At 37.0% G+C, this 26200-nt stretch carries 24 protein-coding genes; 8 read left to right on the top strand and 16 right to left on the bottom strand.

The annotated features are described in order from the left end of the window. Positions 1–55: 55 nt before the first annotated feature. Entirely contained in the window at positions 56–559 is a 504-nt protein-coding gene (locus HMPREF1140_RS12170) for an SEC-C metal-binding domain-containing protein (RefSeq protein WP_009664197.1), read from the bottom strand. Positions 560–804: 245 nt separating this feature from the next. Between HMPREF1140_RS12170 and HMPREF1140_RS12165 the strand changes: the two genes are divergently transcribed. Beyond that, a complete protein-coding gene (locus tag HMPREF1140_RS12165; protein ID WP_007592708.1) occupies positions 805–972 on the top strand; it encodes a DUF362 domain-containing protein in 168 nt (55 codons plus the stop codon). Between the two features lie 104 nt (positions 973–1076). On the opposite strand, the gene dnaB is transcribed toward HMPREF1140_RS12165, so the two are convergent. The 6 genes from dnaB to HMPREF1140_RS12135 all read right to left on the bottom strand — a co-directional run bounded on the left by dnaB (position 1077) and on the right by HMPREF1140_RS12135 (position 7752). Next, positions 1077–2408, bottom strand: coding sequence for a replicative DNA helicase (gene dnaB / locus HMPREF1140_RS12160; protein ID WP_009664195.1), 1332 nt, complete (start codon positions 2406–2408; stop codon positions 1077–1079). Continuing rightward, positions 2408–2854, bottom strand: coding sequence for a 50S ribosomal protein L9 (gene rplI, locus HMPREF1140_RS12155; RefSeq protein WP_007592710.1), 447 nt, complete (start codon positions 2852–2854; stop codon positions 2408–2410). The genes dnaB and rplI overlap by 1 nt, the downstream gene beginning before the upstream one ends. Continuing rightward, the gene (locus HMPREF1140_RS12150; protein WP_009664167.1) at positions 2854–4848 is read right to left on the bottom strand and encodes a DHH family phosphoesterase; all 1995 of its coding nucleotides are present in this window, start codon (positions 4846–4848) and stop codon (positions 2854–2856) included. The genes rplI and HMPREF1140_RS12150 overlap by 1 nt, the downstream gene beginning before the upstream one ends. Positions 4849–5053: 205 nt before the next feature. Continuing rightward, positions 5054–5335, bottom strand: a complete 282-nt coding sequence (gene spoVG, locus HMPREF1140_RS12145) for a septation regulator SpoVG (RefSeq protein WP_007592713.1) — start codon at positions 5333–5335, stop codon at positions 5054–5056. Between the two features lie 24 nt (positions 5336–5359). Continuing rightward, the gene (gene glgD, locus HMPREF1140_RS12140; protein WP_009664085.1) at positions 5360–6481 is read right to left on the bottom strand and encodes a glucose-1-phosphate adenylyltransferase subunit GlgD; all 1122 of its coding nucleotides are present in this window, start codon (positions 6479–6481) and stop codon (positions 5360–5362) included. Continuing rightward, entirely contained in the window at positions 6478–7752 is a 1275-nt protein-coding gene (locus tag HMPREF1140_RS12135; RefSeq protein WP_009664092.1) for a glucose-1-phosphate adenylyltransferase, read from the bottom strand. Before HMPREF1140_RS12135 ends, glgD begins: the two co-directional genes overlap by 4 nt. Before the next feature lie 343 nt (positions 7753–8095). Here HMPREF1140_RS12135 and asnS point away from each other — a divergent pair, with 343 nt between their 5' ends. Genes asnS through HMPREF1140_RS12110 form a run of 5 tightly spaced genes read left to right on the top strand, consistent with a single transcriptional unit; the run spans position 8096 to position 13520 of the window. After that, positions 8096–9487, top strand: coding sequence for an asparagine--tRNA ligase (gene asnS, locus HMPREF1140_RS12130; RefSeq protein WP_009664074.1), 1392 nt, complete (start codon positions 8096–8098; stop codon positions 9485–9487). A gap of 25 nt (positions 9488–9512) precedes the next feature. Next, a complete protein-coding gene (locus HMPREF1140_RS12125) occupies positions 9513–10589 on the top strand; it encodes a metallophosphoesterase family protein (RefSeq protein ID WP_009664165.1) in 1077 nt (358 codons plus the stop codon). Then, positions 10586–12451: an ATP-binding protein gene (locus HMPREF1140_RS12120; RefSeq protein ID WP_009664162.1), complete on the top strand. Its 1866-nt coding sequence runs from the start codon at positions 10586–10588 to the stop codon at positions 12449–12451. Before HMPREF1140_RS12125 ends, HMPREF1140_RS12120 begins: the two co-directional genes overlap by 4 nt. Before the next feature lie 7 nt (positions 12452–12458). Further along, positions 12459–12827: a CidA/LrgA family protein gene (locus HMPREF1140_RS12115; protein ID WP_035620568.1), complete on the top strand. Its 369-nt coding sequence runs from the start codon at positions 12459–12461 to the stop codon at positions 12825–12827. Then, entirely contained in the window at positions 12828–13520 is a 693-nt protein-coding gene (locus HMPREF1140_RS12110; protein WP_009664107.1) for an LrgB family protein, read from the top strand. Between the two features lie 60 nt (positions 13521–13580). On the opposite strand, the gene HMPREF1140_RS12105 is transcribed toward HMPREF1140_RS12110, so the two are convergent. From HMPREF1140_RS12105 to cysK, 4 genes are all read right to left on the bottom strand, one after another. Next, a complete protein-coding gene (locus HMPREF1140_RS12105; protein ID WP_009664103.1) occupies positions 13581–13781 on the bottom strand; it encodes a DUF1858 domain-containing protein in 201 nt (66 codons plus the stop codon). Between the two features lie 23 nt (positions 13782–13804). Next, on the bottom strand, positions 13805–15190 hold the full coding sequence (gene pdxR / locus HMPREF1140_RS12100) for a MocR-like pyridoxine biosynthesis transcription factor PdxR (protein ID WP_009664144.1): 1386 nt from the start codon (positions 15188–15190) through the stop codon (positions 13805–13807). Then, a complete protein-coding gene (locus HMPREF1140_RS12095) occupies positions 15190–16881 on the bottom strand; it encodes a glutamine--tRNA ligase/YqeY domain fusion protein (RefSeq protein WP_009664071.1) in 1692 nt (563 codons plus the stop codon). The genes pdxR and HMPREF1140_RS12095 overlap by 1 nt, the downstream gene beginning before the upstream one ends. Before the next feature lie 139 nt (positions 16882–17020). Beyond that, positions 17021–17953: a cysteine synthase A gene (gene cysK, locus HMPREF1140_RS12090; protein ID WP_009664181.1), complete on the bottom strand. Its 933-nt coding sequence runs from the start codon at positions 17951–17953 to the stop codon at positions 17021–17023. Positions 17954–18199: 246 nt separating this feature from the next. Between cysK and HMPREF1140_RS12085 the strand changes: the two genes are divergently transcribed. After that, the gene (locus HMPREF1140_RS12085; RefSeq protein WP_009664100.1) at positions 18200–19426 is read left to right on the top strand and encodes an argininosuccinate synthase; all 1227 of its coding nucleotides are present in this window, start codon (positions 18200–18202) and stop codon (positions 19424–19426) included. Positions 19427–19457: 31 nt separating this feature from the next. Here the strand turns inward: HMPREF1140_RS12085 and leuD are convergent, their stop codons facing one another. Then, positions 19458–19949, bottom strand: a complete 492-nt coding sequence (leuD, locus tag HMPREF1140_RS12080) for a 3-isopropylmalate dehydratase small subunit (protein WP_009664189.1) — start codon at positions 19947–19949, stop codon at positions 19458–19460. Positions 19950–19965: 16 nt separating this feature from the next. Next, the gene (leuC, locus tag HMPREF1140_RS12075) at positions 19966–21222 is read right to left on the bottom strand and encodes a 3-isopropylmalate dehydratase large subunit (protein WP_009664077.1); all 1257 of its coding nucleotides are present in this window, start codon (positions 21220–21222) and stop codon (positions 19966–19968) included. Positions 21223–21376: 154 nt separating this feature from the next. Between leuC and HMPREF1140_RS12070 the strand changes: the two genes are divergently transcribed. Further along, positions 21377–22264 (top strand): LysR family transcriptional regulator, encoded by an 888-nt coding sequence (locus HMPREF1140_RS12070; RefSeq protein WP_007592746.1) that lies wholly within the window; start codon positions 21377–21379, stop codon positions 22262–22264. 33 nt (positions 22265–22297) lie between these two features. Here the strand turns inward: HMPREF1140_RS12070 and HMPREF1140_RS12065 are convergent, their stop codons facing one another. From HMPREF1140_RS12065 to HMPREF1140_RS12055, 3 genes are all read right to left on the bottom strand, one after another. After that, the gene (locus tag HMPREF1140_RS12065; RefSeq protein WP_009664053.1) at positions 22298–22957 is read right to left on the bottom strand and encodes an HAD family hydrolase; all 660 of its coding nucleotides are present in this window, start codon (positions 22955–22957) and stop codon (positions 22298–22300) included. Positions 22958–22959: 2 nt separating this feature from the next. After that, positions 22960–25074, bottom strand: a complete 2115-nt coding sequence (locus tag HMPREF1140_RS12060; protein WP_007592750.1) for a glutamine synthetase III family protein — start codon at positions 25072–25074, stop codon at positions 22960–22962. Positions 25075–25239: 165 nt separating this feature from the next. Beyond that, a complete protein-coding gene (locus HMPREF1140_RS12055) occupies positions 25240–26199 on the bottom strand; it encodes a TDT family transporter (RefSeq protein WP_009664151.1) in 960 nt (319 codons plus the stop codon). Between the last annotated feature and the right edge of the window lies 1 nt (position 26200).

Below are 26200 nucleotides of genomic sequence, written 5' to 3'. Positions count from 1 at the left end.
TTTTTCCTTAAAATTTTAGGTGACGTCAAACCGCCACCTAAAACAATACCCTTATTTAGTTCTTTCCACAGCAGAATTTATATTTCTTTCCGCTTCCGCATGGACACGGATCATTTCTGCCGATTTTCTTTTCTTTCACTACAGTACCGCTCTTTTTCTGAGTCTTGTAGAGTTCTTTTCTCTTTTCTTCATCTAAAAGACTTTCCCACTCCGGTAAGTTATAAAGCCAATCCGCTTTGGCCTCCACCATGTTGTAATAGAGCTTCTCAAGGTCAATATCAAGACTGATTTCAGTATCTTCCTTCATTTCTTCAATAGGATTAGGCTTATTAAGCGAATCATTTATACCGTCCAAAAAGCCTGTAATTGTTTGTATATCCGTATCAAATTTTGTTGCCAATTCAGCTACAGTGCATTTAATAACATCTTTAGGGTTCTTTAAAATACTCTCATAAATACCCTTTTCAACTATAAAGTAGTTTTTCCAAATCTCTTCTTTTTGTCTGTCATCTGTCACATCGCCGTAAGCTTTATTTCTCCAATTTTCCAATAAGGTCATCGTAACTTCCCCTTTTTTTCTTAAACTTGATTACGTATTATATACTAAAACCTGTTTAAAAGCAAGATATCAAGATTATAGAATAATCTGATTAATACAAATCATTGTATAAATTGTATATTAAGTAAGGTAGTACTAACTTGTATTTTATTCAATACATGCAAATTTGCTCTTGTTATTTTACATTAAATAGATTAGAATAGCATCAAGTAAGAGAAACATATAAATTTTAGGAGGAAATTTCAATGGCATATACAATTACAGATAAGTGCGTTAGTTGCGGAACTTGCGAAGGTGAGTGTCCTGTAAGTGCAATTTCACAGGGAGATACTCAGTTCAACATCGACGCTGATGCTTGCATCGATTGCGGTACATGTGCTTCAGTTTGCCCTACAGATGCTATTATAGCTTAATTATTGCTTGCTCAAAGCGATAATACTTATCATATGACCTGCTTCATGCAGGTCTTTTTTATTGCACAAAAAATATTTAATCATATAAAAAGCGAGACAGTTGCCTATCTCGCCATGTTTACAAATTTTGTTATATCAGGTTTCCAAACCAGATTTATTGTTCCAATTGCACCGTTTCTTTGTTTTGCAATAATAACCTCCGCTTCATTCGGATGTTCCGTATCCTTATTATAATAATCATCTCTATACAAAAACATTACAACATCGGCATCCTGCTCTATCGCTCCCGACTCTCTTAAATCTGAAAGCATAGGTCTGTGATCGAGTCTCGTCTCACAGGCTCTTGAAAGCTGCGAAAGTGCAATAACAGGCGCTCTCATTTCTCTTGCCAAAGCTTTTAAGCTTCTTGAAATATCCGATATCTCCTGTTGTCTGCTTATATTTGCCTTTCCGCTTCCTGTCATCAGCTGCAGATAATCTATTATAATAATATCAAGCCCTTTTTCAAGTTTCATCTTCCTGCACTTTGACCTTAATTCATTTATAGAAATACCCGGAGTATCATCAATTGCCAATGTGGAAGATCCGACACTTACAGCACCCTCTATCAAACTGTTCCAATCATTGTCATTAAGATTTCCCGTACGCAGTTTTTGCGAATCCACATTGCTCTCCATACTCAAAAGTCTGTTGACAAGCTGCTCTGCACTCATCTCCAAAGAAAAAACCATACATGAAATTTTCTTCTTCATAGTAATATTTTGAACTATATTAAGGACAAATGCGGTCTTGCCCATAGAAGGTCTTGCAGCCACCAAAACAAGGTCTGAAGGCTGAAGTCCGCTGGTCTTAAAGTCCAAATCTACAAAACCTGTAGGAATACCTGTAACGGTATCACTGTTTTTTGATGCAGCTTCTATTTTATCCAAAACATTTAATACCACATCGTTTATAGGTACGATATCTTTTGTTTCCTTTGTCTGAAGCAATTTAAATATCTCGTTTTCCGTCTTTGCGAAAAGTTCATCAACTCCCTTTTCGCCCACATAGCAATCATTTACTATTTCCTCCGATATCTTAATAAGCCTTCTGACATTGGACTTGTCCTTAACAATTTTAGAGTAATTTTTTATATTTGCCGACGTCGGAACCGAGTCCATTATACCTCTGAAAAAATCAAGACTTGTTATATCGGGTGGTACCTGTTTTTCCACAAGCTTATTTTGAATAAGCACCAAATCTATAGGTTTTCCTTCATTAAAGAGCTCAACCATACATTCAAATACAGTGCCGTATGCCTTGCTGTAGAAATCATTTTTATCAAGAACTTCTATAGCACTTGCAACAGCCTCTTTGTCAAGCAGCATAGATCCCAAAACCGCTTTTTCGGCATCTATACTGTTTGGCATCACTCTCTTAACCAGAGCTTCTTCCATTACTCTTCTCCAACTTTTACCTTTAACGCAGCTGTGACATCCTTATGTAACTTTACCTTTACTTCGTGGTTTCCAAAAGTCTTTATAGGCTCCGCAATTACAAGTTTTTTCTTATCTATTTCAAGTCCGAGCTGACTCTTTATAGCCTCTTCTATTTCCTTTGATGATACGGAACCGAAAGTTCTCCCGTCTTTTCCACCCTTTATTGTCAATGAAACACTTGCCTCATTAAGCTTTGCAGCCAACTCCTTTGCAGCCTCAAGTTTTTCCTTTGCTATCTTTTCTTCATTTGCCTTTTGAAGTTTTAAAGTGTTTAAATTTTCCTGATTAGCCTCTACACCCTTCTTTTTAGGTATAATAAAGTTTCTTGCATAACCTTCACTTACTTCTACAATATCACCTTTTTTTCCCAATGATTTTACATCTTCCAATAAAACAACTTTCATTATATTTCTCCTTTTTCAGTCATTTCTTTAAGCACTTCTTTCACACGTTTTTTCGCATCTTCTATTGTGCCCTCTTTTATCTGTGCTCCGGCAACGGATCTGTGTCCGCCTCCGCCAAGTTTTTCCATGATTGTCTGTACATTTACTTCATCCATGGATCGTGCACTGATATATATTATATTATTATATAATGTCAAAACAAAACTTGCCTTTATACCCTTTATATTTAAAAGGTCGTTTGCAGCCTGTGCACATACCAAAGTAGGTGATGCCGTATTCTCGGAATCACATTCACTTATAGCATAGCACTCCTTAAAGATCTCAGCATTATGAATCGCCTCAGCCTTTGCAAGATAATCAATCGCATCTTCTCTAAACATCTTTCTGACTCTGGTAACATCAGCACCGCATCGCTTTAAAAATGCAGCAGCCTCAAATGTTCTTACACCTGTTTGCACATTAAAGTTTTGCGTGTCTATTACTATTCCTGCATACATAGCGTCTGCTTCCACAGTTTTCAACTTAATATCGTCAGATATATATTGTACAATCTCAGATACCATTTCACATGCCGATGATGCAAAAGTCTCCACATAAGATAATGTTGCGTTTGTAATTATCTCCGAGCTCTGTCTGTGGTGGTCAAATACCACAATATTTTTAGCCTTCTTTAAGAGCGAAGGTCCCTCTGTAATACTTGGTCTGTTTACATCCACAACAACCACTAAAGACTCGTTTGTAATACTGTTTACAGCCTTTTCCTCGGAAATAAACAAATCATCCGGATACTCTGCAGTCTTAAATTTCTCTATCATAGGCTTTGCTGAAGGATTTACATCCCCCATCAGGATATGAGCTTTTTTATTAAGGCTTGTAGCAATCCTCCATATTCCTATTGCAGCTCCGAAGGCATCCATATCAAGTATTTTATGCCCCATTATAATTACTTTATCTTTATTCTCAAGCAATTCTCTGAACGCATGAGCCTTTACTCTTGCCTTTACTCTGGTCTGCTTTTCAACAGTCTGAGCTTTTCCTCCGAAGTATTTTATCTCTTTTTCAGTCTTTACAACAGCCTGGTCTCCTCCTCTTCCAAGCGCCATATCCATAGCCATTCTTGCCAGTTCATAGTTCCTTGAAAGATTCTCACTTCCATAGCCGATGCCGATACTTAGTGTGATGCTCATTTCATTACCGATATTTACAGTCTTTACATCCTCCAAAATATCGAATCTTACCTCTATCGCCGAGTTCAAATTTTCTCTCTTTATAACAAAGAAAAATTTATCTTTCTCAAGCTTCTTTACAATACCGTTAAAACTGTTTATATATTGGTTTATTTTTCTGTCAATCAATGCTTCAAGAAGTGACTTTCTTACCTCTTCAACACTTTCCATGGCCTCATCATAATTATCCATATAGATAAGTCCTACCACAGGCATGGAATCATCCTTCTTATTTTGTAATTCCACCAAATCGGTTTCATCAAAAAGGCAAATCGTATATACAAAAGACTCCTCAATATACAATCTGGTTATCCTTATACGATATTTTCTATCCTGATATTCGCCGTGAAAATCCGTTTTATCAGTAATTTCCTCAATGTCCTTTTCAGTGATATTTTCAAACATTGCATGAATATCTTTTTTAGACTGCCTGTCTTTTTGTACAAGCGAATTAAAGGCCCTGTTTCTCCAAGCTATAATACCTTTTTTATCCATCAAGGCATATGGTATATCCAAATCCTGTGAAAATATATTCTGCGTGTTTTCGCTTGCCATGGCATACTCCACCATGTAATTCGACAAATTTCTTGAAAGCATAATATTCCATCCGATAATATATATTATACCGAAAAGTGCCAGTAAAAAAATTATTGCACCACAGCCTTTCCCCGGTGCAACAAACAATATTCCAAGCAAAAACACCAAGACTATAAGTGAATACAACAAGTTTTTCCTTAATATTGCCTTTGTATTTTTTTTATTTTTCATTAGCATCTCCATTATTTTAAAAATGGTATTCCGCCACATATATAATATGCGGCAAAATGTCATCGCTTTTATTATAAAAGTTTTAAATGATTATATCAAGAAAAGTATAATCTATCAAGCTTAGCGATTTTCTTTAAAACTTAAATAAGGGCTGTTTTCACAGCCCTTAAAAACTTTTCATAATATAAATTTCACACTCATCAAATTATACATTCACATCTGCTGCGTCTTCAAGCAACATTGCTTCATACTTCCCTATGACCGTATCTGAAATAAGCTCTCTGGTTTGAGAATTTATAGGATGTGCTATATCTCTATATTCGCCGTCAGCCGCCATTCTGCTTGGCATAGCTATAAACAATCCTTTTTCACCTTCGATGACTTTAATATCATGAATAACAAATTCATTATCTAAAGTAATCGAAACAACGGCCTTCATTTTACCTTCTTTATCAATTCTTCTAACTCTGACATCAGTAATCTGCATTATTTGAATCCCCCCTTAATCTCCTTAAAGAGTATATCTTTCGTTTTTTTCTATTACTATTCTGACCTGCTCTGCTGTCCCAATATAAGTCGAATTTGCACGTATTGTATCACGGCTTTCCACAATACAGTTTTCAATGACTGTGTTATCGCCAATGTATACATCATTCAAAATAACAGAATTCCTAATTATACAACCGTTACCTATGTACGATTTATTAAAAAGAACCGAGTTTTCAACTGTACCGTTTATGATACAGCCACTTGCAATAAGTGAATTTGACACCTTAGCCCCCGGATTATACTTTGCCGGCGGCAAATCGTCAACCTTAGAATATACACCCGGATATTCTACAAAGAAATGATCTCTCACCTCTTTTTTCAAGAAATCCATATTTGTCTTATAATAAGATTCTACCGAAGCTATATTGCTCCAATAAGAATTAATCTTATATGCATATATTCTCTTCAAATTTTTGTATCTGATCAAAATATCTTTTACGAAGTCATATCTGTCCTCCGCAATACTTCTTTCAATCAGTTCAATAAGTTGTCTCCTTCTGATAATATATATCCCGCAGGATATATTTACAGAATCTGTAACTATCGGTTTTTCCTCAAAATTGACTATTCTACCATCATCATTTATTGAAACCATACCGAATCTAGTCAAATCTTCTGTTTCATTTGCTTTCTTGCATACTACAGTAATATCTGCTTTCTTTTCAATATGATACTCCAATACTTTATTATAGTCAAGTTTATAAATACCATCACCTGCACTAATAATAACATACGGCTCATGAGATCTTTTTAAAAACACCAAATTTTGATACAATGCATCAGCGGTACCTCTATACCAATCTGAACTTTCAGCGGTAATAGTCGGTGTGAAAACAAATAAACCACCTTGTTTTCTTCCAAAATCCCACCATTTTGATGAACTCAAATGTTCATTCAACGATCTTGAGTTGTACTGTGTAAATACAGCCACTTTTTGCACATGTGAATTCGACATATTGCTGAGTGCAAAATCTATACTTCTGTAACTTCCGGCGATAGGCATTGCTGCAATAGCCCTCTTGTTGGAAAGTTCTTTCATTCTTTTTGAGTTTCCGCCCGCCAACACTATTCCTATTGCTCTCATATTTTGCCACCTACCTTTACAATGAAGTCACCACTTAAAAGTTTGCCATCCACATAGTCATCTATTGTTGTCTTTCCTAAAACAGCTGTATTCTTACCAATAACAACACCGTCAGGGATAGTTGTTCTCTCCCCGATTACTGCAAGATCGCAATTGTAAACTTTCTTATCGTATCTGCTCTCACAAAATTCAAAAGCTCCAATCTCACAATTTTTTCCGACTTCGGAATTTTCAGCGATAATAGCTTTGGTAACCTTGGAGTTTGCGCCTATCTTACTGCCCTTCATAATTATGGAGTCGGTAACTACCGCACCCTCTTCAATAACAACCCCCGCACCTATTACCGAATTGTTCACTTCTCCGTAAACTTCCACACCTTCACCGATAATACTCTTATTTACGGTGGAACCCTCCGAAATATATTGTGGAGTAATAATATCGCCCTTGGTATAAATCTTCCAGTATTCTTCATACAGGTTGAATTCAGGTATTATATCAACAAGCTCCATGTTTGCTTCCCAATATGTTTCCAAAGTACCTACATCTTTCCAATATCCGTTAAATTCATAACTGAAAATTCTACCGCCTTTGTTAAACACATGCGGAATAATATGTTTACCAAAATCACATCCGGGCTCATTTGATAATTCAATCAAAGAATCTCTAAGAGTTTTCCATGAGAAAATATAAATTCCCATAGATGCAAGGTTTGACCTTGGAACCTCAGGCTTTTCTTCAAACTCCGTTACCCTACCGGCATTGTCGGTTATGAGTATTCCAAATCTTGATGCCTCTTCCATCGAAACAGGCATAGCCGCAATAGTTATATCGGCATTGTTCGCCTTGTGGTAATCGAGCATTACCTCATAGTCCATCTTGTATATGTGATCACCCGAAAGTATCAAAACATAATCGGGATTGTAACTTTCCATATACTCAAGATTTTGGTAAATTGCATTGGCAGTACCTGAATACCAGTCACTACCTGCAGCATTTTCATACGGCGGCAATACAGTGACTCCTCCCATATTCCTATCCAAATCCCACGGAATTCCGATTCCAATATGGGTATTCAGTCTAAGAGGCTGGTACTGAGTCAAGACTCCAACCGTATCAACACCTGAATTGATGCAGTTGCTCAACGGAAAATCTATTATCCTGTACTTACCGCCAAATGAAACTGCTGGTTTGGCCACATTATGTGTCAGCACACCAAGGCGACTGCCTTGTCCTCCTGCTAACAGCATAGCTATCATTTCCTTTTTAATCATGTACACACCTCGTTGCTAATGCTATTTCCTTATGTTTACACTTGAATTATAGCACAAATATACTTGATTGTGAATAAAAGATTTTATTTTAACGGATTTTTTTCTATGTTTTGATGAAATTTAATATCCACCTTAAATAATCACGACACAATTAATAACATTTACTATATTACATTAAAAATTGCACAAAGTTTTATATATATTTTTAGTTATTTTCACCAGAGCTAAAATATTGCATAAAACATAAAATATTATTTGTTCTTAAGTTGTCCAAACAATTAAATGTATGCTATAATTAGATGTTACTAAATTTATGCCTAAACGGTATTGAGGAGGAAATCTAATGAAGCTGACAACAGTAAGAGAAATATACAAAAACACGGCGAAGTATATTGATACTGAAATCACAATAGGAGGATGGGTAAGAAGCAACAGAGATTCAAAGTCTTTCGGCTTTCTAGTTATAAGTGACGGAAGTTATTTTGAGCAGATTCAAGTTGTATACAATGACAGTCTGCCTGATTTTAATAAATTGACAAAGATTAATGTCGGTGCCGCACTTGTTATAAAGGGCACACTTGTAGCAACACCGGGCGCAAAGCAGCCTTTTGAAATTCAGGCTGCACATATTGATATTGAAGGTGAATCAAGTTCCGATTATCCTCTGCAAAAGAAAAGACATACTTTGGAGTATTTGAGAACAATCTCTCACTTACGTCCAAGAACAAATACATTCCAGGCGGTATTCAGAGTGAGATCTCTTATTGCCTATGCTATACATAAATTCTTCCAGGAAAGAGATTTTGTGTATGTACATACTCCAATCATTACAGGAAGTGATGCTGAGGGTGCCGGTGAGATGTTTAGGGTTACGACAATCGATCCGCAAAATCCGCCTCTCAAAGATGACGGAAGCGTAGATTATTCTAAGGATTTCTTCGGCAAGGAGACAAATCTTACAGTTTCAGGACAGTTAAACGGCGAGACATTTGCCATGGCATTCAGAAATATTTATACATTCGGACCTACTTTCAGAGCCGAAAATTCAAATACCACCAGACATGCCGCAGAGTTTTGGATGATTGAGCCTGAGTTTGCCTTCGGTGATTTAAACGACAATATGGACCTTGCTGAAAGCATGCTCAAATATATAATAAATTATGTACTTGAAAATGCCGCTCCTGAGCTTGAATTCTTCAATCAGTTTGTAGATAAGGGACTTTTGGACAGACTTAAGAATGTGGCCGAGTCGGACTTCGGCAGAATTACATATACCGAAGCTATAGAAATACTTGAAAAGAACAATGAAAACTTTGAATACAAGGTTTCATGGGGTTGCGATCTTCAAACAGAGCATGAGCGTTACCTCACTGAGCAGGTATTTAAGAAGCCTATATTTGTTACTGATTATCCAAAGGCAATCAAGGCTTTCTATATGAAGGAAAATGAAGATAAAAATACTGTTGCCGCTATGGACTGCCTTGTTCCGGGAATAGGTGAAATAATGGGAGGAAGCCAAAGAGAGGATGACTATAACAAGCTTTTAGCCAGAATAGAAGAGCTTGGTATGGATACAAAGGACTATGACTTCTATCTTGATCTTAGAAAATACGGTTCAACCAGACATGCAGGTTTCGGTCTCGGATTTGAGAGATGCGTTATGTACCTTACAGGAATGTCAAATATAAGAGATGTACTTCCATTCCCAAGAACGGTAGGAAATTGCGAATTATAATAATAGGGAGGTATACTTTAGCCATATGAAATTTATACATACAGGTGATATTCATTATGGTATGAAGCCTGATTCAAATAGACCATGGGGTAAAGAGAGAGCCGATGCGGTAAAATCTTCGCTTCAAAAGATTATTGATGTTGCAAAGAAAAAAGAAGTCGATTTACTTCTTATTGCAGGCGATCTCTTCCACTCCCAGCCCTTCAGTCGTGATTTAAAAGAAGTTAACTTTCTTTTTTCCACAATACCGGATACAAAAGTGGTTATTATTGCCGGCAATCATGACTGTTTAAGAGAAAACAATAATATACTCAGCTTTCCATGGGCAAAAAATGTGGTTTATTTGTCCACCCCGACTATCAGCAGTGTGTATTTCCAAGATATAAACACGGAAATCTACGGCTTTTCATATCATGACAGGGAGGTTAAGGAAAATATTGTTTCCGGACTTTCCATTCGTGAAAATGACAGAGTGAAAATTCTTCTTTTACATGGCGGTGATGCAATGCATTTGCCTTTTGATAAAAATGAATTAAACAAGATTTCTTCATCTTATATAGCTCTCGGACATATACATAAGCCTGAAGTACTTTTTGACAGACATATGGCTTACTGTGGCTCTCCTGAACCTCTGGATATGACTGAAACCGGAGACCACGGAATTTTCTATGGTGAGATAGATAATAACACACGTGTCATGAAGGATTTTGAGTTTATAAAAATTTCAAATACTTCATATATCTCACTTACAATAAATGTAACTCCTGAAACTACAAATGCGGAGTTACATACCTCTTTGACGGAAACTATTAATATTAAGGGCAAACAAAATATATACAGATTTAAAATAAAGGGTCTAAGAGATCCCGATATCGAATTTGATTTGGATTCACTCTCATCAACACTTAGAATAGCTGAGATTATAGATGATTCCGAACCTAAATATGATTTTGCAAAACTCTTTGCAGAACATCCTTCAGATATGATAGGTTTTTTTATTCGAGAACTTGACAGGCCTAATATGAGCAAACTTGATAAAAAGGCCCTTTATTACGGCATTAATGCATTACTTAGAACTACTGATGAAAGGGGGAAAACATGAAACTGCTAAGCTTGCATATTGACGGCTTTGGCAAATTCAAAAATAAAGATTTGCAATTTGCCGATAATATGAATATTGTATACGGCTACAATGAAGCCGGAAAATCCACAATATTTATGTTTATCGAAGCAATGTTTTACGGCCTTGAAAGAGCAAAAGGTAGAGCAAGTAAAAGTGATACCTGGACCAAGTTCAAACCATGGGGCAATGGCGATATATATGGCGGAAGCCTGCGTTTTTCTTATCAGGACAAAAACTATCGCATAGAGAGAGATTTTACAAAGACCGCAACAACCCCTTTTGCCGTAGTAAATGAAACCGACGGAAAGAATGTTGAAAATCCCGGTGAATTTTTAAAGGAAGCACTTTGCGGACTTTCACAAACGGCATATTCAAATACGGTGAGTATATCACAGCTCAAATCCGCAACTGACGCCAAAATGGTGGTGGAGCTTAAAAACTATATTGCCAATATGAATACCACCGGTAATATGTCTTTAAATATCAACAAAGCCTCGGATTTCTTGAAAGAAAAAAAGAAAGCGTTTACCGCCGCTTTGAATCCCGATGCGGCAAAGACCTACAATCAGAATTTGACCGAAATAAGAGCTCTTGAAAAGAAAATCTCCTCTCCCGAGTTTTCAACACATTTGAAAACTTTAAAAGAGGCCGATGCCATTACGGAAAAAAGAATTATTGATTTAAATTCTCAAAAAGAGACTTTAATTGAAAGTATTGCATCCAAGCGTCAGCACCTTTCAGATCTCGGTTTTAATGATAAAAAGACTATTACAGAATTGCAAAACGATCTTAATAAAGGCTATAACGATTATCTTTCCGCTTATGAAAATGAGAAGAAATCAATTAATAAGGTTTATTCAACCATATTTCTTGTTTTATCGATAGTCAGTGTAATCCTTGCAGGTTATATCTTTAAAACCGGAAAAGACAATTTTCTTACAACCTCTACAGGTATAAGTTATCAGTTTGCAATGGTCCTTTTTATAATTATTTGTCTTGCATCTTTGATTTTTGCAAGTTATATCTATACGATTCATAATAAGGACAACAGACATTTAACCGAGCTTAAAGTAAATCTTATCGCGATAATGGCAAGAGTAGGCTCGTTTGATTCTATAACAGAAGAAAATATCCACCGTGCCAACAAGACGCTCAGTTCAAAGCTGAGAATCTTTGACGAAATGGAAGCAGATATCGCAAAAAGTGAAGCCCTGAGCGTAGATATAGAAAATCTGCGTGCTAAAAAGGCGGCATATGCCAGCGGTATTGATGCCAAAAAACAAAACGAGTGGGAACTCGAAAAACTAATGGAAAAGCTTGCACAATTGAAGGAAGAAAATACTTCATTAAAAAATATCATTGCGGAAAATGATAAGATCCGCTTTGAAATGGATGCTATAGATCTTGCCACCGAGACCTTGAAAAATCTTTCACAGACTATCAAGAACTCTTTCGGATTGTATCTGAATAAGGATGCTTCCGAGCTTATTGAAGGTATCACGGGCGGTGTGTATGATTCTATATCCATTGACGAGAATTTTAATGTATTCCTTAATACTCCGAACAGACTTGTTCCTATAGAACAGGCCAGCTCAGGTACTATGGATCAGGTGTATCTGGCACTTAGAATAGCAGCCGGCAGACTTATGCAGGGACGCTCTAAAGAATTACCGTTTATATTTGACGACAGCTTTGTAAACTACGATTCGATACGTCTTAGAGCCGCTTTACTTTGGATTGCCAATAATGTGCCGGAACAAATCATTGTATTCAGTTGTCATATGAGAGAAGCTCAGTTAATGACAGCCACTATGCAGGATTTCAATCTAATAGAATTGTAGGGAGTTTATGCGTTTTATCAGACAATTTCTAATCATATTATTTGTAAGTTTTTTAGGGGAAGTGCTAAAAGCCGTTTTACCGCTTCCCATACCTGCAAGCATATATGGGCTTGTCATTATGCTTGCATTACTTGTTTTGAAAGTAGTTAAGATTGAACAGGTTGAAGGTGCTTCTATGTTTTTAATAGATATAATGCCTCTTATGTTTATCCCTGCCTCGGCAGGTCTGATTGATATCTGGCCGACTCTCAAACCTGTACTTATACCGCTTCTTATTATGACTGTAATTTCCACTGTTTTGGTTATGGTTGTATCAGGTAAGGTAACCGAATTTGTTATAAAACTTGACAATAAAGAGCAAAAGAAAGGCAAATAGATGAGTAATTTTTTAAGTAATTCTATATTTTTCGGAGTTCTTCTATGTTTACTGTCATATCAGGCCGGAGTCTTCTTAAGACAAAAGACAAAAATAGCCGCCTTTAATCCGCTGCTTATTTCCATCATTATAGTAATCTTTGTACTTGTTATGTTTAATATCAAGTTTGAAGATTTTTATAAAGGTTCAAAATATATCAGCTTTTTATTGACTCCTGCGACTGTGGCTCTTGCCATACCGCTATACTCAAAGCTTGCTCTGTTAAAGTCAAACTTTAAAGCCATTATGTCGGGACTTATTGCAGGTGTTTTAACCTCTTTGATATCAATATTTGTAATGTCATTACTCTTCGGTCTGAGTCATGAAAATTATGTATCCATGCTCCCGAAGTCAATAACTACAGCAATAGGTATCGGAGTTTCGGAGGAACTTGGAGGTATCTCCACTATTACCACTGCCGTTATCATTGTAACAGGTGTTTTCGGCAATGTATCTGCTGATATCGTTTATAAAGTTTTCAATATAAAAAATCCTATTGCAAAGGGTATAGGTCTCGGTTCATCCGCACATGCCATAGGTACTTCAAAAGCTCTTGAGATGGGCGAAACCGAAGGTGCTATGAGTTCATTATCCATAGCTGTTGCAGGTATTATTACAGTTATATTTGCTTCATTCTTTGCAAAACTTATATAGTTGATATAAAAAAGCTGTATCTTTAAAATTTTAATCTTTAAAGATACAGCTCTATTTATTTTATGAAACTGATAATATTTCATTTATCTGTGATACCAATGTATCACAGTCAATTCCATGTACCATGCAAGCCTCTTCCAATGTCTCCATCTGTGATGAAGGACATCCAAGGCAATGCATACCTGTTCTCATAAGTATAGGTGCTATTAAATCATTTGTAATCAACAGTTCACCGATTGTCATATTCTTATTTATTGTCATAATCTTACTCCTTTACAATATTTTTATTCAGTATAAATCTTTTTGCCGAAATCTTCTATACCTTTTTTTATTTCATCTATAGTCAAGCCGGCAAAGCCTACCAAAACGGTGGATTTTCTTATATTTCTACCTGTATAAAAAACAGATATAGGATAAAGTCTGATTCCTGCAAGCCTTCCGCAGTTTATTATCTCTTCCTCACTCATATGTTCCAGTGTAAGTAAGATATGTAGTCCCGAGTTATTTTCAAAAACTTTTGCCTGTGGCAGATTATTTCTTATACTTTCAATAAGAGCATCTCTCTTTAGCCTGTAGTTGGTTCTCATTCTGTTCAGATGTCTTTCAAAATATCCTTCCTTTATGAATGTTTCAAGGATATTTTGATCGGATCTTGGAACCGTACAGGAGAGAAATTTAAGTTTGCTCTCATACTCTTCCATCAACTTTTCAGGAAGAACCATATATGCCACTCTTATCGCCGGTGCTATTGCCTTTGAAAATGTTCCCATATATATGATTTTTGAAGGATCAAGTCCCTGCATAGCAGGTATGGGTTTACCTACAAATCTGAACTCCGAATCATAATCATCTTCTATTATATATCTGTCACTCTTTTCATAGCACCATGAAATCAGCTCTCTTCTTCTGTTTATAGGCATTATAACACCGGTAGGATATTGATTTGCAGGCATCAGATAGCATATATCGGCATCAGTTGATTCAAGTATATCTATGCTCATACCTTCATCATCCATATCCACACTGACTACATTCCATGACATTGATTTAAAGATTTCTTTAGCTTTAATATATCCGGGATTTTCAAGTGCGATATTTCTTTTCCCTATCAATAATCCTAGAAGCAATATCAAATACTCGCTACCTGCTCCGACTATTATATTTGAAGGAGAACACACCACTCTTCTTGCAGTATGAAGATAATCGGCTATCTGAGTTCTAAGTCCGAACTCTCCCTGCTTATCTCCTGCAATAAAAACATCTTCCTTTTCACTTGAAAACACCTTTCTTGCAATACTTCTCCAGGATGCGTAAGGAAAACTTTTTGAGTCGATTCTTGTAGGTGAAAAATCAATCTTTATATCATCTTCAATCCTAAAACCTTTCCTTTTGGCTTCCCTTTTATATTTCTTTCTTTCAATGTTTAAAACATCCAGACGATTTACAATATATCCGCTACCGCCTCTTGATTTTAAATATCCTTCGGCCAGAAGCTGTTCATAGGCATTAACCACAGTAGTTCTTGATATCTTTAAACTCTGTGCCAGACTTCTTGTAGATGGAAGCTTGGTATCAGGCAAAATGTGCCCGCTTTTTATCTCATTCTTTATAAATTCATAGATTTGCTCATATATAGGGCAATCACTATTTAAATCTATAAGGAGTTCCATCAGTCATTCTTAGGAAGCTTAAATGAGCTCTTAAGTGATACTATTCTGTTAAATACCAATGCATCAGGCTTTGAATCCTTGGCATCTACACAGAAGAATCCGTTTCTTACAAACTGGAAGCTGTCATATGCCTTTGCATCTTTAAGACATGGCTCAACATAGCAATCTTTAAGTATTGTCAATGAGTTTGGATTGAGATTCAAGTTTCCGTTCTCGTCAAGCTTTCCCTTTTCCTCATCAACTATATTCTCATAAAGTCTCATTTCAGCCTTAAGTGCAGTTTTTGCATTTACCCAGTGGATTGTTCCCTTTACCTTTCTCTCACTAAAACCTGAACCCGACTTTGTCGCAGGATCATATGTGGCATGAACCGAAATTATTTCACCGTTTTCATCCTTTTCCACAGATGTACAGGTTACAAAGTAAGCTCCCATAAGTCTTACTTCATTTCCCGGGAAGAGTCTGAAATACTTCTTTGGAGGTACTTCCATGAAATCCTCTCTCTCAATATAGAGTTCTCTACCAAACTCTATTTCTCTTTCTCCCAGCTCAGGATTTTCAAGATTGTTAGGCATTGTACATAATTCAGACTGACCTCCAGGATAATTATCTATTATAAGCTTTATAGGATCAAGTATTGCCATTATTCTTGACTTCTTAAGCTTTAGATCCTCTCTGATACAATACTCAAGCATTGCCGACTCTATAGAAGAATCTGCCTTTGACACTCCGGCAAGTTTTACAAAGTTTCTGATTGCATCAGGAGTATAACCTCTTCTTCTAAGTGCGGCTATTGAAACAAGTCTCGGATCATCCCATCCGTCAACTATACCGTCCTCTACAAGTTTCTTGATATATCTCTTACCTGTTACCACATTTGTAAGATAAAGCTTTGCAAACTCAATCTGTCTTGGCGGATGGTCGTACTCACACTCTTTTACCACCCAGTCATAAAGCGGTCTGTGATCCTCAAACTCCAAGGTACAAAGGCTGTGTGTAATATTTTCTATAGCATCTTCTATCGGATGTGCAAAATCATACATAGGATAGATACACCATTTATCACCTGTATTGTGATGAGTCATTCTTGCAACTCTGTAGATTACCGGGTCTCTCATATTGATATTTGGTGATGCCATATCAATCTTTGCACGAAGCACACGGCTTCCGTCCTCACAAAGTCCGTTCTTCATCTCTTCAAACAGCTTTAAGTTCTCTTCAACCGTTCTGTTTCTGTATGGACTTTCCTTTCCCGGAGTTTTAAAATCTCCTCTGTACTCTCTGATTTCATCGGCACTTAAATCACAAACAAATGCCTTACCCTTCTTTATAAGAAGAATCGCCTTCTCATACATCTCCTCAAAATAGTTTGAAGCAAAGAACAGTCTGTCCTCAAATTCTCCTCCAAGCCACTTAACATCTTCGAGTATTGAGTGTACGAACTCCTCTTTTTCCTTTGTAGGATTTGTATCGTCAAATCTCAAGTTGAATTTTCCGCCATACTCTTTTGCAATATCATTATTTAAAATAATTGACTTTGCATGACCTATATGCAGGTAACCGTTTGGCTCCGGTGGGAATCTGGTCTGCACATGGTCAAATCTTCCGGACTCAAGGTCCTTTTCTATCTCTATCTCAATAAAATTCTTTGAAACTGTCTCAGTATTGGTATTTTTAATTTCTTCTGACATAAGTTTCCCCCATCTGTATCGGTTTATTCACTAAGCTATTATTATATCATTGATATATCTCTATCGCAATCCCGCACAAGCTTTAATATTTAAAAATCCCCCTATTATCTCATATGATAATAAGGGGATGAAATATTTTTTATTCTGTGAATAAAGGTGTTGAGAAGTATCTGTCACCGCTGTCAGGTAAAAGAGCAACTATAGTCTTTCCCTCATTCTCAGGTTTTTTAGCCTCCTCAATTGCAGCAAAGAGTGCCGCACCTGAAGATATACCTACAAGGATACCCTCTTTTGATGCTATAAGTCTGCCATACTCAAATGCTTCCTCGTTTTCTACTGTGATAATCTCATCATATATCTTTGTGTTAAGTGTATTAGGAATAAATCCTGCTCCGATACCCTGGATCTTATGAGGACCGCTCTTTCCTTCAGAAAGTATAGGAGAACCTGTAGGCTCTACTGCGATCACCTTAACATTTGGCTTCTTCTCCTTTAAGAACTCACCTACACCTGATATAGTACCGCCGGTTCCGATACCTGAAATAAAGATATCAACCTCACCTTCAGTATCATTCCAAATCTCAGGACCTGTTGTAGACTTGTGAACTGCAGGATTTGCCTTGTTTTCAAACTGTGCAGGTATAAAGCTTCCTTCAATGCTTGCAGCAAGCTCCTCAGCCTTGGCAATAGAACCCTTCATTCCCTTTGATCCTTCTGTAAGCTCTATGGTAGCTCCATATGCCTTAAGGATATTTCTTCTCTCAACGCTCATTGTCTCAGGCATTGTAAGAATAACCTTATATCCCTTTGCTGTACCTACTGATGCAAGTCCGATTCCTGTATTACCTGATGTTGCCTCTATAATGGTAGAACCCGGCTTTAATTTGCCTTCCTTTTCTGCCGCCTCAATCATTGCAAGTGCTATTCTGTCCTTTACAGAACCTGCCGGATTGAAATACTCAAGCTTTACCAAAACTTTTGCTTTAAGGCCAAGCTCCTTTTCAATATTTGACACTTCTACCAATGGTGTATTACCGATTAACTCACTACTGCTCTTATAAACTCTAGACATACAAACCTCCGTTTTCTGTATTCCTGTTTTCCTACTTGTTTTATGGGTTTATAATAATCTATTTATTTTTGTTTGTCAAGCAGTTTTTTATTTTTCTTGATATTTATATTTTTATTTGTATAAAAAGAAAAATTCTCTTGCATAATATTCTTTTTTAATGTATATTTATAAATGTATTTTATAGCTATACATGTTTATAAGCTATTTTTCTATATTTTAACAGTATTTTTATACATAGGAGGCTTTATGGCAAAGGAAAAAGTTGTATTGGCATATTCAGGTGGTCTTGATACCACTGCTATTATACCTTGGTTAAAGGAACATTTTAATTATGATGTAATCTGCTGCTGCATAGACTGCGGTCAGGGAAATGAGCTTGACGGTCTTGAAGAACGTGCCAAATTATCAGGTGCGGAAAAACTCTACATTATCGATATGATTGATGAATTCTGTGATGATTATATAGTTCCATGTGTACAGGCAGGTGCAGTATATGAGAACAAGTATCTTCTCGGTACATCAATGGCAAGGCCCGGTATTGCAAAGGCTCTTGTGGATGTGGCAAGAAAAGAAGGTGCATCTGCAATCTGTCACGGTGCTACAGGAAAAGGAAACGATCAGATACGATTTGAGCTCGGCATCAAAGCTCTTGCACCGGATCTTAAGATTATTGCACCTTGGCGTATGACCGATATATGGCAAATGCAGTCTCGTGAGGATGAGATAGCTTATTGTAAGGCGCATGGTATTGACCTTCCTTTCTCAGCCGATTCAAGTTACAGCCGTGACCGTAACCTTTGGCATATCAGCCATGAGGGTCTTGAGCTTGAAGATCCTTCGCTTGAGCCGAACTATGAACATGTACTTATGCTTGGTGTAACACCGCAAAAAGCTCCTGATAAAGAAACCGAGATTTCTCTAAGCTTTGAAGCAGGCGTTCCTGTAGCACTGGGCGGCGAGAAAATGAAAGTCTCAGAGATTATCACCAAATTAAATGAGCTTGGAGGTGCCAACGGTATCGGTATCATAGATATAGTTGAAAACCGTGTTGTAGGTATGAAATCAAGGGGTGTTTATGAGACTCCCGGCGGAACTATACTTATGGAAGCTCATGATGCACTTGAGGAGCTTGTACTTGACAGGGCGACATTTGAAGTGAAGAAAGATATGGGCAATAAATTTGCACAGATAGTTTATGAAGGAAAATGGTTTACACCTCTTCGTGAAGCTATTCAAAGCTTTGTAGAATCTACACAGCAGTATGTAACAGGTGAAGTTAAACTGAAGCTCTATAAGGGAAATATTATAAAGGCCGGTACAACATCACCATACTCACTCTATTCGGAGTCACTTGCATCATTTACTACAGGTGATTTATATGACCACCATGATGCTGACGGATTCATTACATTATTCGGCCTTCCACTTAAGGTAAGGGCTATGAAGATGGCTGAAATAAATAAGAATAAGTAAAACTAAGGGGCTGAAAATTCAGCCCCTTTAATTATTTATTCTTATTATTTACGTAATTTACAAGTCCGCCCGCATTTATGATATTTTGCATAAACTCAGGGAAAGCCTGACCTTTATAGGTCTTTCCTGTTGTAATATCAGTGATAAGTCCGGTATTAAAATCCACCTTGACCTCATCACCTGCTTTTATTTCTGCAGCAGCCTCAGGGCTTTCAATAATAGGTAAACCTATATTTATAGAATTTCTATAGAAAATTCTTGCAAATGTATCTGCAATTACCACACTTACTCCGCTTGCCTTGATAGCGAGCGGTGCATGCTCTCTTGATGAGCCGCAGCCGAAATTCTTTCTTGCAACAATTATATCTCCCTTTTGAACCTTATTCACAAATTCCTTATCAATATCTTCCATACAATGCTTTGCAAGCTCTTCACCTGTTGTGGCATTAAGATATCTTGCAGGAATTATAACGTCGGTGTCTACATTTTCACCGTATTTAAATACATGTCCTCTTGCTTCCATATTAACCTCCCAATCTTTATACTGTAGGTGCCACTATTTTTCCTGCTATCGCACTGGCTGCAGCCACTGCAGGAGAAGCAAGATACACCTCTGATTCAACATGTCCCATTCTTCCGATAAAGTTTCTGTTGGTAGTGGATATACATCTCTCACCTGCCGCCAAAACTCCCATATAACCTCCAAGACAAGGACCGCATGTAGGAGTTGAAACTATTGCACCGGCATCTATGAAAATATCTACCAGTCCTTCTTTTATAGCCTGCTTGTAAATCTCCTGTGTTGCAGGAATTACAATACATCTTACATTCTTTGCAACTTTCTTGCCCTTCATCTGTGCAGCCGCACTTCTAAGGTCTGAAATATGTCCGTTTGTACATGAACCGATTACCGCCTGGTCAATCTTTATATCACCGAATTCACCGATTACCTTTGTATTTTCAGGTAAATGCGGGAATGCAACTGTAGGTCTTAATGCTGACAGATCAATATCGATAACCTCATCATATATCGCATCCTCATCAGCTTCAAAAATCTTAGGACTTCTGTTTGAATGTTCCTTGATATAATCCAAAGTTATATCATCTACCGGGAAGATACCGTTTTTTCCACCGGCTTCGATTGCCATATTACAGATTGTAAATCTGTCATCCATAGATAAGGATGCAACACCTTCACCTGCAAATTCCATTGATTTATAAAGCGCACCGTCTACGCCTATCTTTCCGATAATATGAAGAATTACATCCTTACCGCAAACATCTTTTGAGAGCTTACCCTTTAAATTAAACTTTATTGCACTCGGAACCTTAAACCATGCTTTACCTGTAACCATTCCGGCGGCCATATCTGTAGAACCTACACCGGTTGAGAATGCTCCAAGAGCACCATAAGTACATGTGTGAGAATCAGCACCTATTATACAGTCACCTGCCACGGTAAGTCCCTGCTCAGGTAAAAGCGCATGTTCAATTCCCATTCTTCCGACATCAAAGAAATTAACTATCTCATTCTCATCTGCAAAATCTCTACATGTCTTACAGTTCTGAGCGGATTTAATATCCTTATTCGGAGCAAAATGATCCATTACCAGCGCTATCTTCTCACCGTTAAATACTTTTTTATTTTCAAATTTCTTTATCTCATTGATTGCAACAGGTGATGTGATATCATTTCCAAGCACAAGATCCAAGTCAGCCTCTATAAGCTGGCCGGCTTCTACGAAGTCCAGTCCTGCATGGGCAGCCAAAATCTTCTGTGTCATTGTCATTCCCATATTTTTTTCCTCTTTTCATTTAATTACTGTTGATTGTAACATATCAAATGATATAATAGCGATATAAATTTAATATATCAAGTATTACATATAGTTATATTGGTTACAGATTAACTATAATTTTAATATATATAATGTAACCAGGCGGAGGAATATGGAACAGCATTTATCACAATATAGAATATTTTTTGAGGTGGCCAAGGCCGGCAGTATATCAAAAGCCGCAAAGCTATTGTATATCAGCCAACCTGCCATATCAAAATCAATCCTAAGGTTGGAAGAAGGTCTTGAAATCGCACTCTTTGTAAGAACATCAAAGGGTGTCAGCCTTACACCGGAAGGACAGATTTTTTATGAATATTTGCAGAATGCATTTTCGGCTATAGAAGCAGGCGAAAATCATCTCACAAAGATAAAACAATTCAATATAGGTAAAATAACAGTCGGAACAAGTAATACACTTTGTAAATATATTTTACTTCCGTATCTGAACAAATTCATGAAGGAAAATCCACATACCATGGTAAGTATTTTTACTCAGTCTTCCGATGAAACAAGTTTTCTTCTCTCTGAAAATAAAATTGATATCGGTCTTGTTGCAAAGCCTGCTAAAGTCAACAATATGTCATATATAAATATAATGGAGATACATGATGTCTTTGTAGCAACTCCCGGATATCTTAACAGTCTGAAACATATATTTAACAACAACTTCAATCCCTTCAGAGATGGAAATATAATGTTATTGGATAAAAACAATGCCACAAGAAAATATATTGACAATTGCATAGAAGATTCCAAACTTCAGCTTAATCAATCCATTGAAACAAGCAATATGGAACTTCTTATAGAGTTTGCAAAAACCGGAATAGGTATCGCCTGTGTTATAAAGGAGTTTATACAAAAAGAACTTGAAGAAGGAACATTGGTAGAAATAGAGATGCCTGAAGGTCTTACAATACCGAAAAGAGAGATTGTATTTTTATATGATGAAAAGAATATCAATCCTTCTCTCGGCAAATTTTTAAATATTCTTAAATAAAAATATTCCGGGCCATATGACCCGGAATTGCTTTTATCTTTCTTTTATTATTTCAAGTATTTCACTTGGTTTATTTATAATATAATCAGCCTTATTTTCTCTAAGCTCATCCTCATCTCTAAATCCCCAGAGTACTCCTATGCTTGTAACCCCGGCTCTGAGAGCTGTCTGCATATCCGTAGCGGTATCTCCGACATAGAGTATATCTGTTTTTGAGAGTCCAAGCTCCTCTATTATCATATTTAAAGAGGTAGGATCGGGCTTCTTTGGAATACCGTCCCTCTCTCCGTATATCAAATCAAATAATTTATTGCCGAATATTCCGTTCACATTCTTCTCTACACCGAGTTGTGATTTATTTGATAAAACTACAGACTTTATTCCCATCCGCTTTAGAGCTTCAAGAAGTTCTGTAATACCGTCATAGGGCTTAACACCCTTTAGACAATCCACAGCAAATATCTCATCATATACTTTGTAAGCTTCATTTGCAAGTTTCAAATCCGTATCACCGTTATATATCAATGATCTGTCCACGAACTTCTTTGCACCTTCTCCGACAAAATATCTTGTATGCTCTATATCAATTTCTTTTAACCCGAAATGTTTCATTGTTTTACTCATACAAAAAGACAGTGCAGTCAATGTATTAAGCAATGTACCGTCCAGATCAAAAATAACAGCCTTTATCATTATTACACCTCAAACAAAAGATCGCCATAGCTTGGCATCGGCCAAAGATCCTTATCCACTATCATTTCCAAAGTATCAATAGGCTTTCTGAGCACTTCCATTGCAGGAACCACCACCTCATGCATATATTTAGCATGCGCAGTTACATCCGTGATTTCTGCGGCATCATCCATATAATTTTTAAGATTTTCAAGTGCAACTTTTGACTCTTTCAAATGCTCATTCACTTCTATTAAAATAGCATTTTGTGCATAAGGCTCTATACCTGAAACCGCAGATTTTAACTTAATTATAGAATCCGCAAGTCTTGTGGTATATCTTATAACCGCCGGTATAATAGACTTGCCCGCAATATCTATCATAGTCTTTGCCTCGATATTTATTGCTTTTGAATATGCTTCATATTCTATTTCAACTCTGGATTCAAGCTCGGTTCTGGTAAATACCTCAAATTCTTCAAAAAGCTTTATAGAATCCTCAGATACGAGAGCCGGAATGGCATCTATCATACTTGGAAGATTTGAAAGTCCTCTTCTCTTTGCTTCTTTTACCCATTCCTCTGAATACCCGTTTCCGTTAAATATAATTCTTCTGTGAGCGGTGAAGAGTCTCTTGATTATATCATGAACGGCTTCATCAAAATCACTTGCACTTTCAAGCTCATTTGCAGCCTCTTTAAAACTTTCAGCCACTATTGTATTTAAAACAATATTCGGTGATGCGATGGAGTCTGAAGAACCTACCATTCTGAATTCGAATTTATTATTTGTAAAGGCGAAAGGTGATGTTCTGTTTCTGTCTGTAGCATCTGTTTCAAAGTCGGGGAGTGTTGCCACACCTGTCTTTAATGTAGCACCCTGAATGGAATGTGTAGCCTCTCCTGTGGAGCAAAGCTGATCTATAACATCCTGAAGCTGATCTCCAAGGAACACGGAAATAATAGCAGGCGGTGCCTCATGTGCACCAAGGCGGTGATCATTACCTACACAGGCCGCAGATTCTCTAAGCAAATCGGCATGCTTGTCAACCGCCTTTAAAATACATGCAAGTACAAGTAAGAACTGTATATTCTCATGCGGTGTATCTCCCGGATTTAACATATTTATTCCGTCATCTGAAGTCAAGGACCAGTTATTATGTTTTCCCGAACCGTTCACACCTGCAAAAGGCTTCTCATTCAAAAGACATGTAAGTCCATGTCTGCCTGCCACCTTTTTCATGGTCTCCATAGTCACCTGATTGTGATCCACCGCCACATTTACCTGCTCATAAACAGGTGCCAGCTCATGCTGCGCCGGTGCAACCTCATTATGCTGTGTCTTTGCAGGAACACCAAGCATCCAAAGTTCATGATTTATATCATTCATATAGGAAGCTATTCTCTCTCTGATAGAACCGAAGTAGTGGTCCTCAAGCTCCTGTCCCTTTGGAGGCATTGCTCCAAACAATGTTCTTCCTGTATAAATCAAATCCTTTCTTTGCAGATACTTTTCCCTGTCTACAATGAAATACTCCTGCTCCGCACCTACTGAAGGTATTACTCTCTTTGTCGTGGTATTTCCGAAGAGTCTGAGTATTCTAAGGGCCTGAGTGTTTATAGCCTGCATTGAACGAAGCAGAGGTGTCTTTTTATCAAGTGCTTCACCCCTGTAAGAGCAAAATGCTGTAGGAATATATAATGTAACACCCAAAGAATCCTTTTTTATAAACGCAGGAGATGTACAATCCCATGCGGTATATCCTCTGGCCTCAAATGTTGCTCTAAGTCCGCCTGAAGGAAAACTTGATGCGTCCGACTCTCCCTTTGTAAGCTCCTTAGCGGAAAATTCCATTATGACCTTGCCGTTTTTCGGCGCGGAAATAAAAGAATCATGTTTTTCGGCGGTTACACCTGTCAAAGGCTGAAACCAGTGGGTATAGTGAGTAGCCCCTCTGTCAATTGCCCACTCCTTCATTCCATGAGCTACTGAATCTGCAATATCGTTATCCAGTTCCAGACCGTCTTCTATAGTCTTTTTTAACTTTTTAAATACCGCCTTCGGCAAGTATACTTGCATAGCCTCATCATTGAATACATTAACCCCAAAAATCTCTGTGATTGTATCTCTTTTTTCCATATACACCTTTCAAAATCTAAGCAAAGCCTAATACATAAAATAAACTTTTACGGGAATTTCTCTCCCCGTAAGTTTTCGCAAAAATTATAGCATATAAAATATATTTTTGCATCTTTGAATATAAAAAAGACTGCTTGTCGATGCAAACAATCTTTTAAAATCTCTTTATTCTTTTGAGAAAACATGAATTGCAAACTTTATTGCTGTAAACAACATTAAGATAATTGCAATTATAATTTGTACATTCACAAATAATATACCCGGATAAATCCCCCATCTAATATGTTCTATACTTTTACTTACCATGTAAAATTGTTTTCCTGCTATTGCACTGATAACAAATGGAAATGTAAATCCTGCATAGCTTGGATAAAATCTGTGTTTTTTCTTATCAGCTGTATAATTTTTAAAAACATCAAGTATTACAAGTACAGCAATCAAATACGACACAAATGAAAAGTCATACAATATTGACAAAAACTCTGCATTCTTTTGCTCAAAAGAACTGATATATCCGGCAACACAGAGACTTGCAGGTGCGGCATAGATACATGCCAGCGCCTTTGCTTCAATCTTCTTATTTCCAAGCATTATATATCTGAAAGATACATAGAAGAAAAGCGGAATATAAAGAATAAATCCTATCAGGAAGCAAATTTTTCCAAGTGCTATATTATTAAAAGCCGGTGCAGTAACGGAAGCAACCACTATTCCAACATATACGATAAAATAGCTTGCAACTACCTTCATCAAATCATCAGGTATTTTAATCTTTAAAATAAAATTCAAAGTAAAATATACAATCAATACAAAGTGCAAAACAATAGCCACATACCAAAGAATCATTGCAAATACAGGTAATATTGGCTTAATATAACCTGCAAGAAGCATTAAAGTCATGGTATATGTTCCCGATACACTTGCAGTCACCGGATTTTTCATATCCGTTACAAAAGCATTCGGCATTGTTAGATACTTACATGTTACAAACAATATCCCTACAAATGCCAAAACTCCGCAAAGTATCTTCAAATAAGGACTGTAAGCCGCAAGAAGATTCCCAAGTGCCGCAAGACCCAATGCCACTCCGCATAAAGGTAAAGGTACCCTTTTTAAAAAACTCATA

The organism is Lachnoanaerobaculum sp. ICM7 (assembly GCF_000287675.1).
Classification (GTDB): domain Bacteria; phylum Bacillota; class Clostridia; order Lachnospirales; family Lachnospiraceae; genus Lachnoanaerobaculum.
This window is presented reverse-complemented; position numbering and strand designations above follow the sequence as displayed.

What these genes read in the sequence shown, in the direction of transcription:
- HMPREF1140_RS12170 (WP_009664197.1), bottom strand. Translation starts at nt 559, where the DNA reads ATGACCTTATTGGAAAATTGGAGAAATAAAGCTTACGGCGATGTGACA.
- HMPREF1140_RS12165 (WP_007592708.1), top strand. Translation starts at nt 805, where the DNA reads ATGGCATATACAATTACAGATAAGTGCGTTAGTTGCGGAACTTGCGAA.
- dnaB (WP_009664195.1), bottom strand. Translation starts at nt 2,408, where the DNA reads ATGGAAGAAGCTCTGGTTAAGAGAGTGATGCCAAACAGTATAGATGCC.
- rplI (WP_007592710.1), bottom strand. Translation starts at nt 2,854, where the DNA reads ATGAAAGTTGTTTTATTGGAAGATGTAAAATCATTGGGAAAAAAAGGT.
- HMPREF1140_RS12150 (WP_009664167.1), bottom strand. Translation starts at nt 4,848, where the DNA reads ATGAAAAATAAAAAAAATACAAAGGCAATATTAAGGAAAAACTTGTTG.
- spoVG (WP_007592713.1), bottom strand. Translation starts at nt 5,335, where the DNA reads ATGCAGATTACTGATGTCAGAGTTAGAAGAATTGATAAAGAAGGTAAA.
- glgD (WP_009664085.1), bottom strand. Translation starts at nt 6,481, where the DNA reads ATGAGAGCAATAGGAATAGTGTTGGCGGGCGGAAACTCAAAAAGAATG.
- HMPREF1140_RS12135 (WP_009664092.1), bottom strand. Translation starts at nt 7,752, where the DNA reads ATGATTAAAAAGGAAATGATAGCTATGCTGTTAGCAGGAGGACAAGGC.
- asnS (WP_009664074.1), top strand. Translation starts at nt 8,096, where the DNA reads ATGAAGCTGACAACAGTAAGAGAAATATACAAAAACACGGCGAAGTAT.
- HMPREF1140_RS12125 (WP_009664165.1), top strand. Translation starts at nt 9,513, where the DNA reads ATGAAATTTATACATACAGGTGATATTCATTATGGTATGAAGCCTGAT.
- HMPREF1140_RS12120 (WP_009664162.1), top strand. Translation starts at nt 10,586, where the DNA reads ATGAAACTGCTAAGCTTGCATATTGACGGCTTTGGCAAATTCAAAAAT.
- HMPREF1140_RS12115 (WP_035620568.1), top strand. Translation starts at nt 12,459, where the DNA reads ATGCGTTTTATCAGACAATTTCTAATCATATTATTTGTAAGTTTTTTA.
- HMPREF1140_RS12110 (WP_009664107.1), top strand. Translation starts at nt 12,828, where the DNA reads ATGAGTAATTTTTTAAGTAATTCTATATTTTTCGGAGTTCTTCTATGT.
- HMPREF1140_RS12105 (WP_009664103.1), bottom strand. Translation starts at nt 13,781, where the DNA reads ATGACAATAAATAAGAATATGACAATCGGTGAACTGTTGATTACAAAT.
- pdxR (WP_009664144.1), bottom strand. Translation starts at nt 15,190, where the DNA reads ATGGAACTCCTTATAGATTTAAATAGTGATTGCCCTATATATGAGCAA.
- HMPREF1140_RS12095 (WP_009664071.1), bottom strand. Translation starts at nt 16,881, where the DNA reads ATGTCAGAAGAAATTAAAAATACCAATACTGAGACAGTTTCAAAGAAT.
- cysK (WP_009664181.1), bottom strand. Translation starts at nt 17,953, where the DNA reads ATGTCTAGAGTTTATAAGAGCAGTAGTGAGTTAATCGGTAATACACCA.
- HMPREF1140_RS12085 (WP_009664100.1), top strand. Translation starts at nt 18,200, where the DNA reads ATGGCAAAGGAAAAAGTTGTATTGGCATATTCAGGTGGTCTTGATACC.
- leuD (WP_009664189.1), bottom strand. Translation starts at nt 19,949, where the DNA reads ATGGAAGCAAGAGGACATGTATTTAAATACGGTGAAAATGTAGACACC.
- leuC (WP_009664077.1), bottom strand. Translation starts at nt 21,222, where the DNA reads ATGGGAATGACAATGACACAGAAGATTTTGGCTGCCCATGCAGGACTG.
- HMPREF1140_RS12070 (WP_007592746.1), top strand. Translation starts at nt 21,377, where the DNA reads ATGGAACAGCATTTATCACAATATAGAATATTTTTTGAGGTGGCCAAG.
- HMPREF1140_RS12065 (WP_009664053.1), bottom strand. Translation starts at nt 22,957, where the DNA reads ATGATAAAGGCTGTTATTTTTGATCTGGACGGTACATTGCTTAATACA.
- HMPREF1140_RS12060 (WP_007592750.1), bottom strand. Translation starts at nt 25,074, where the DNA reads ATGGAAAAAAGAGATACAATCACAGAGATTTTTGGGGTTAATGTATTC.
- HMPREF1140_RS12055 (WP_009664151.1), bottom strand. Translation starts at nt 26,199, where the DNA reads ATGAGTTTTTTAAAAAGGGTACCTTTACCTTTATGCGGAGTGGCATTG.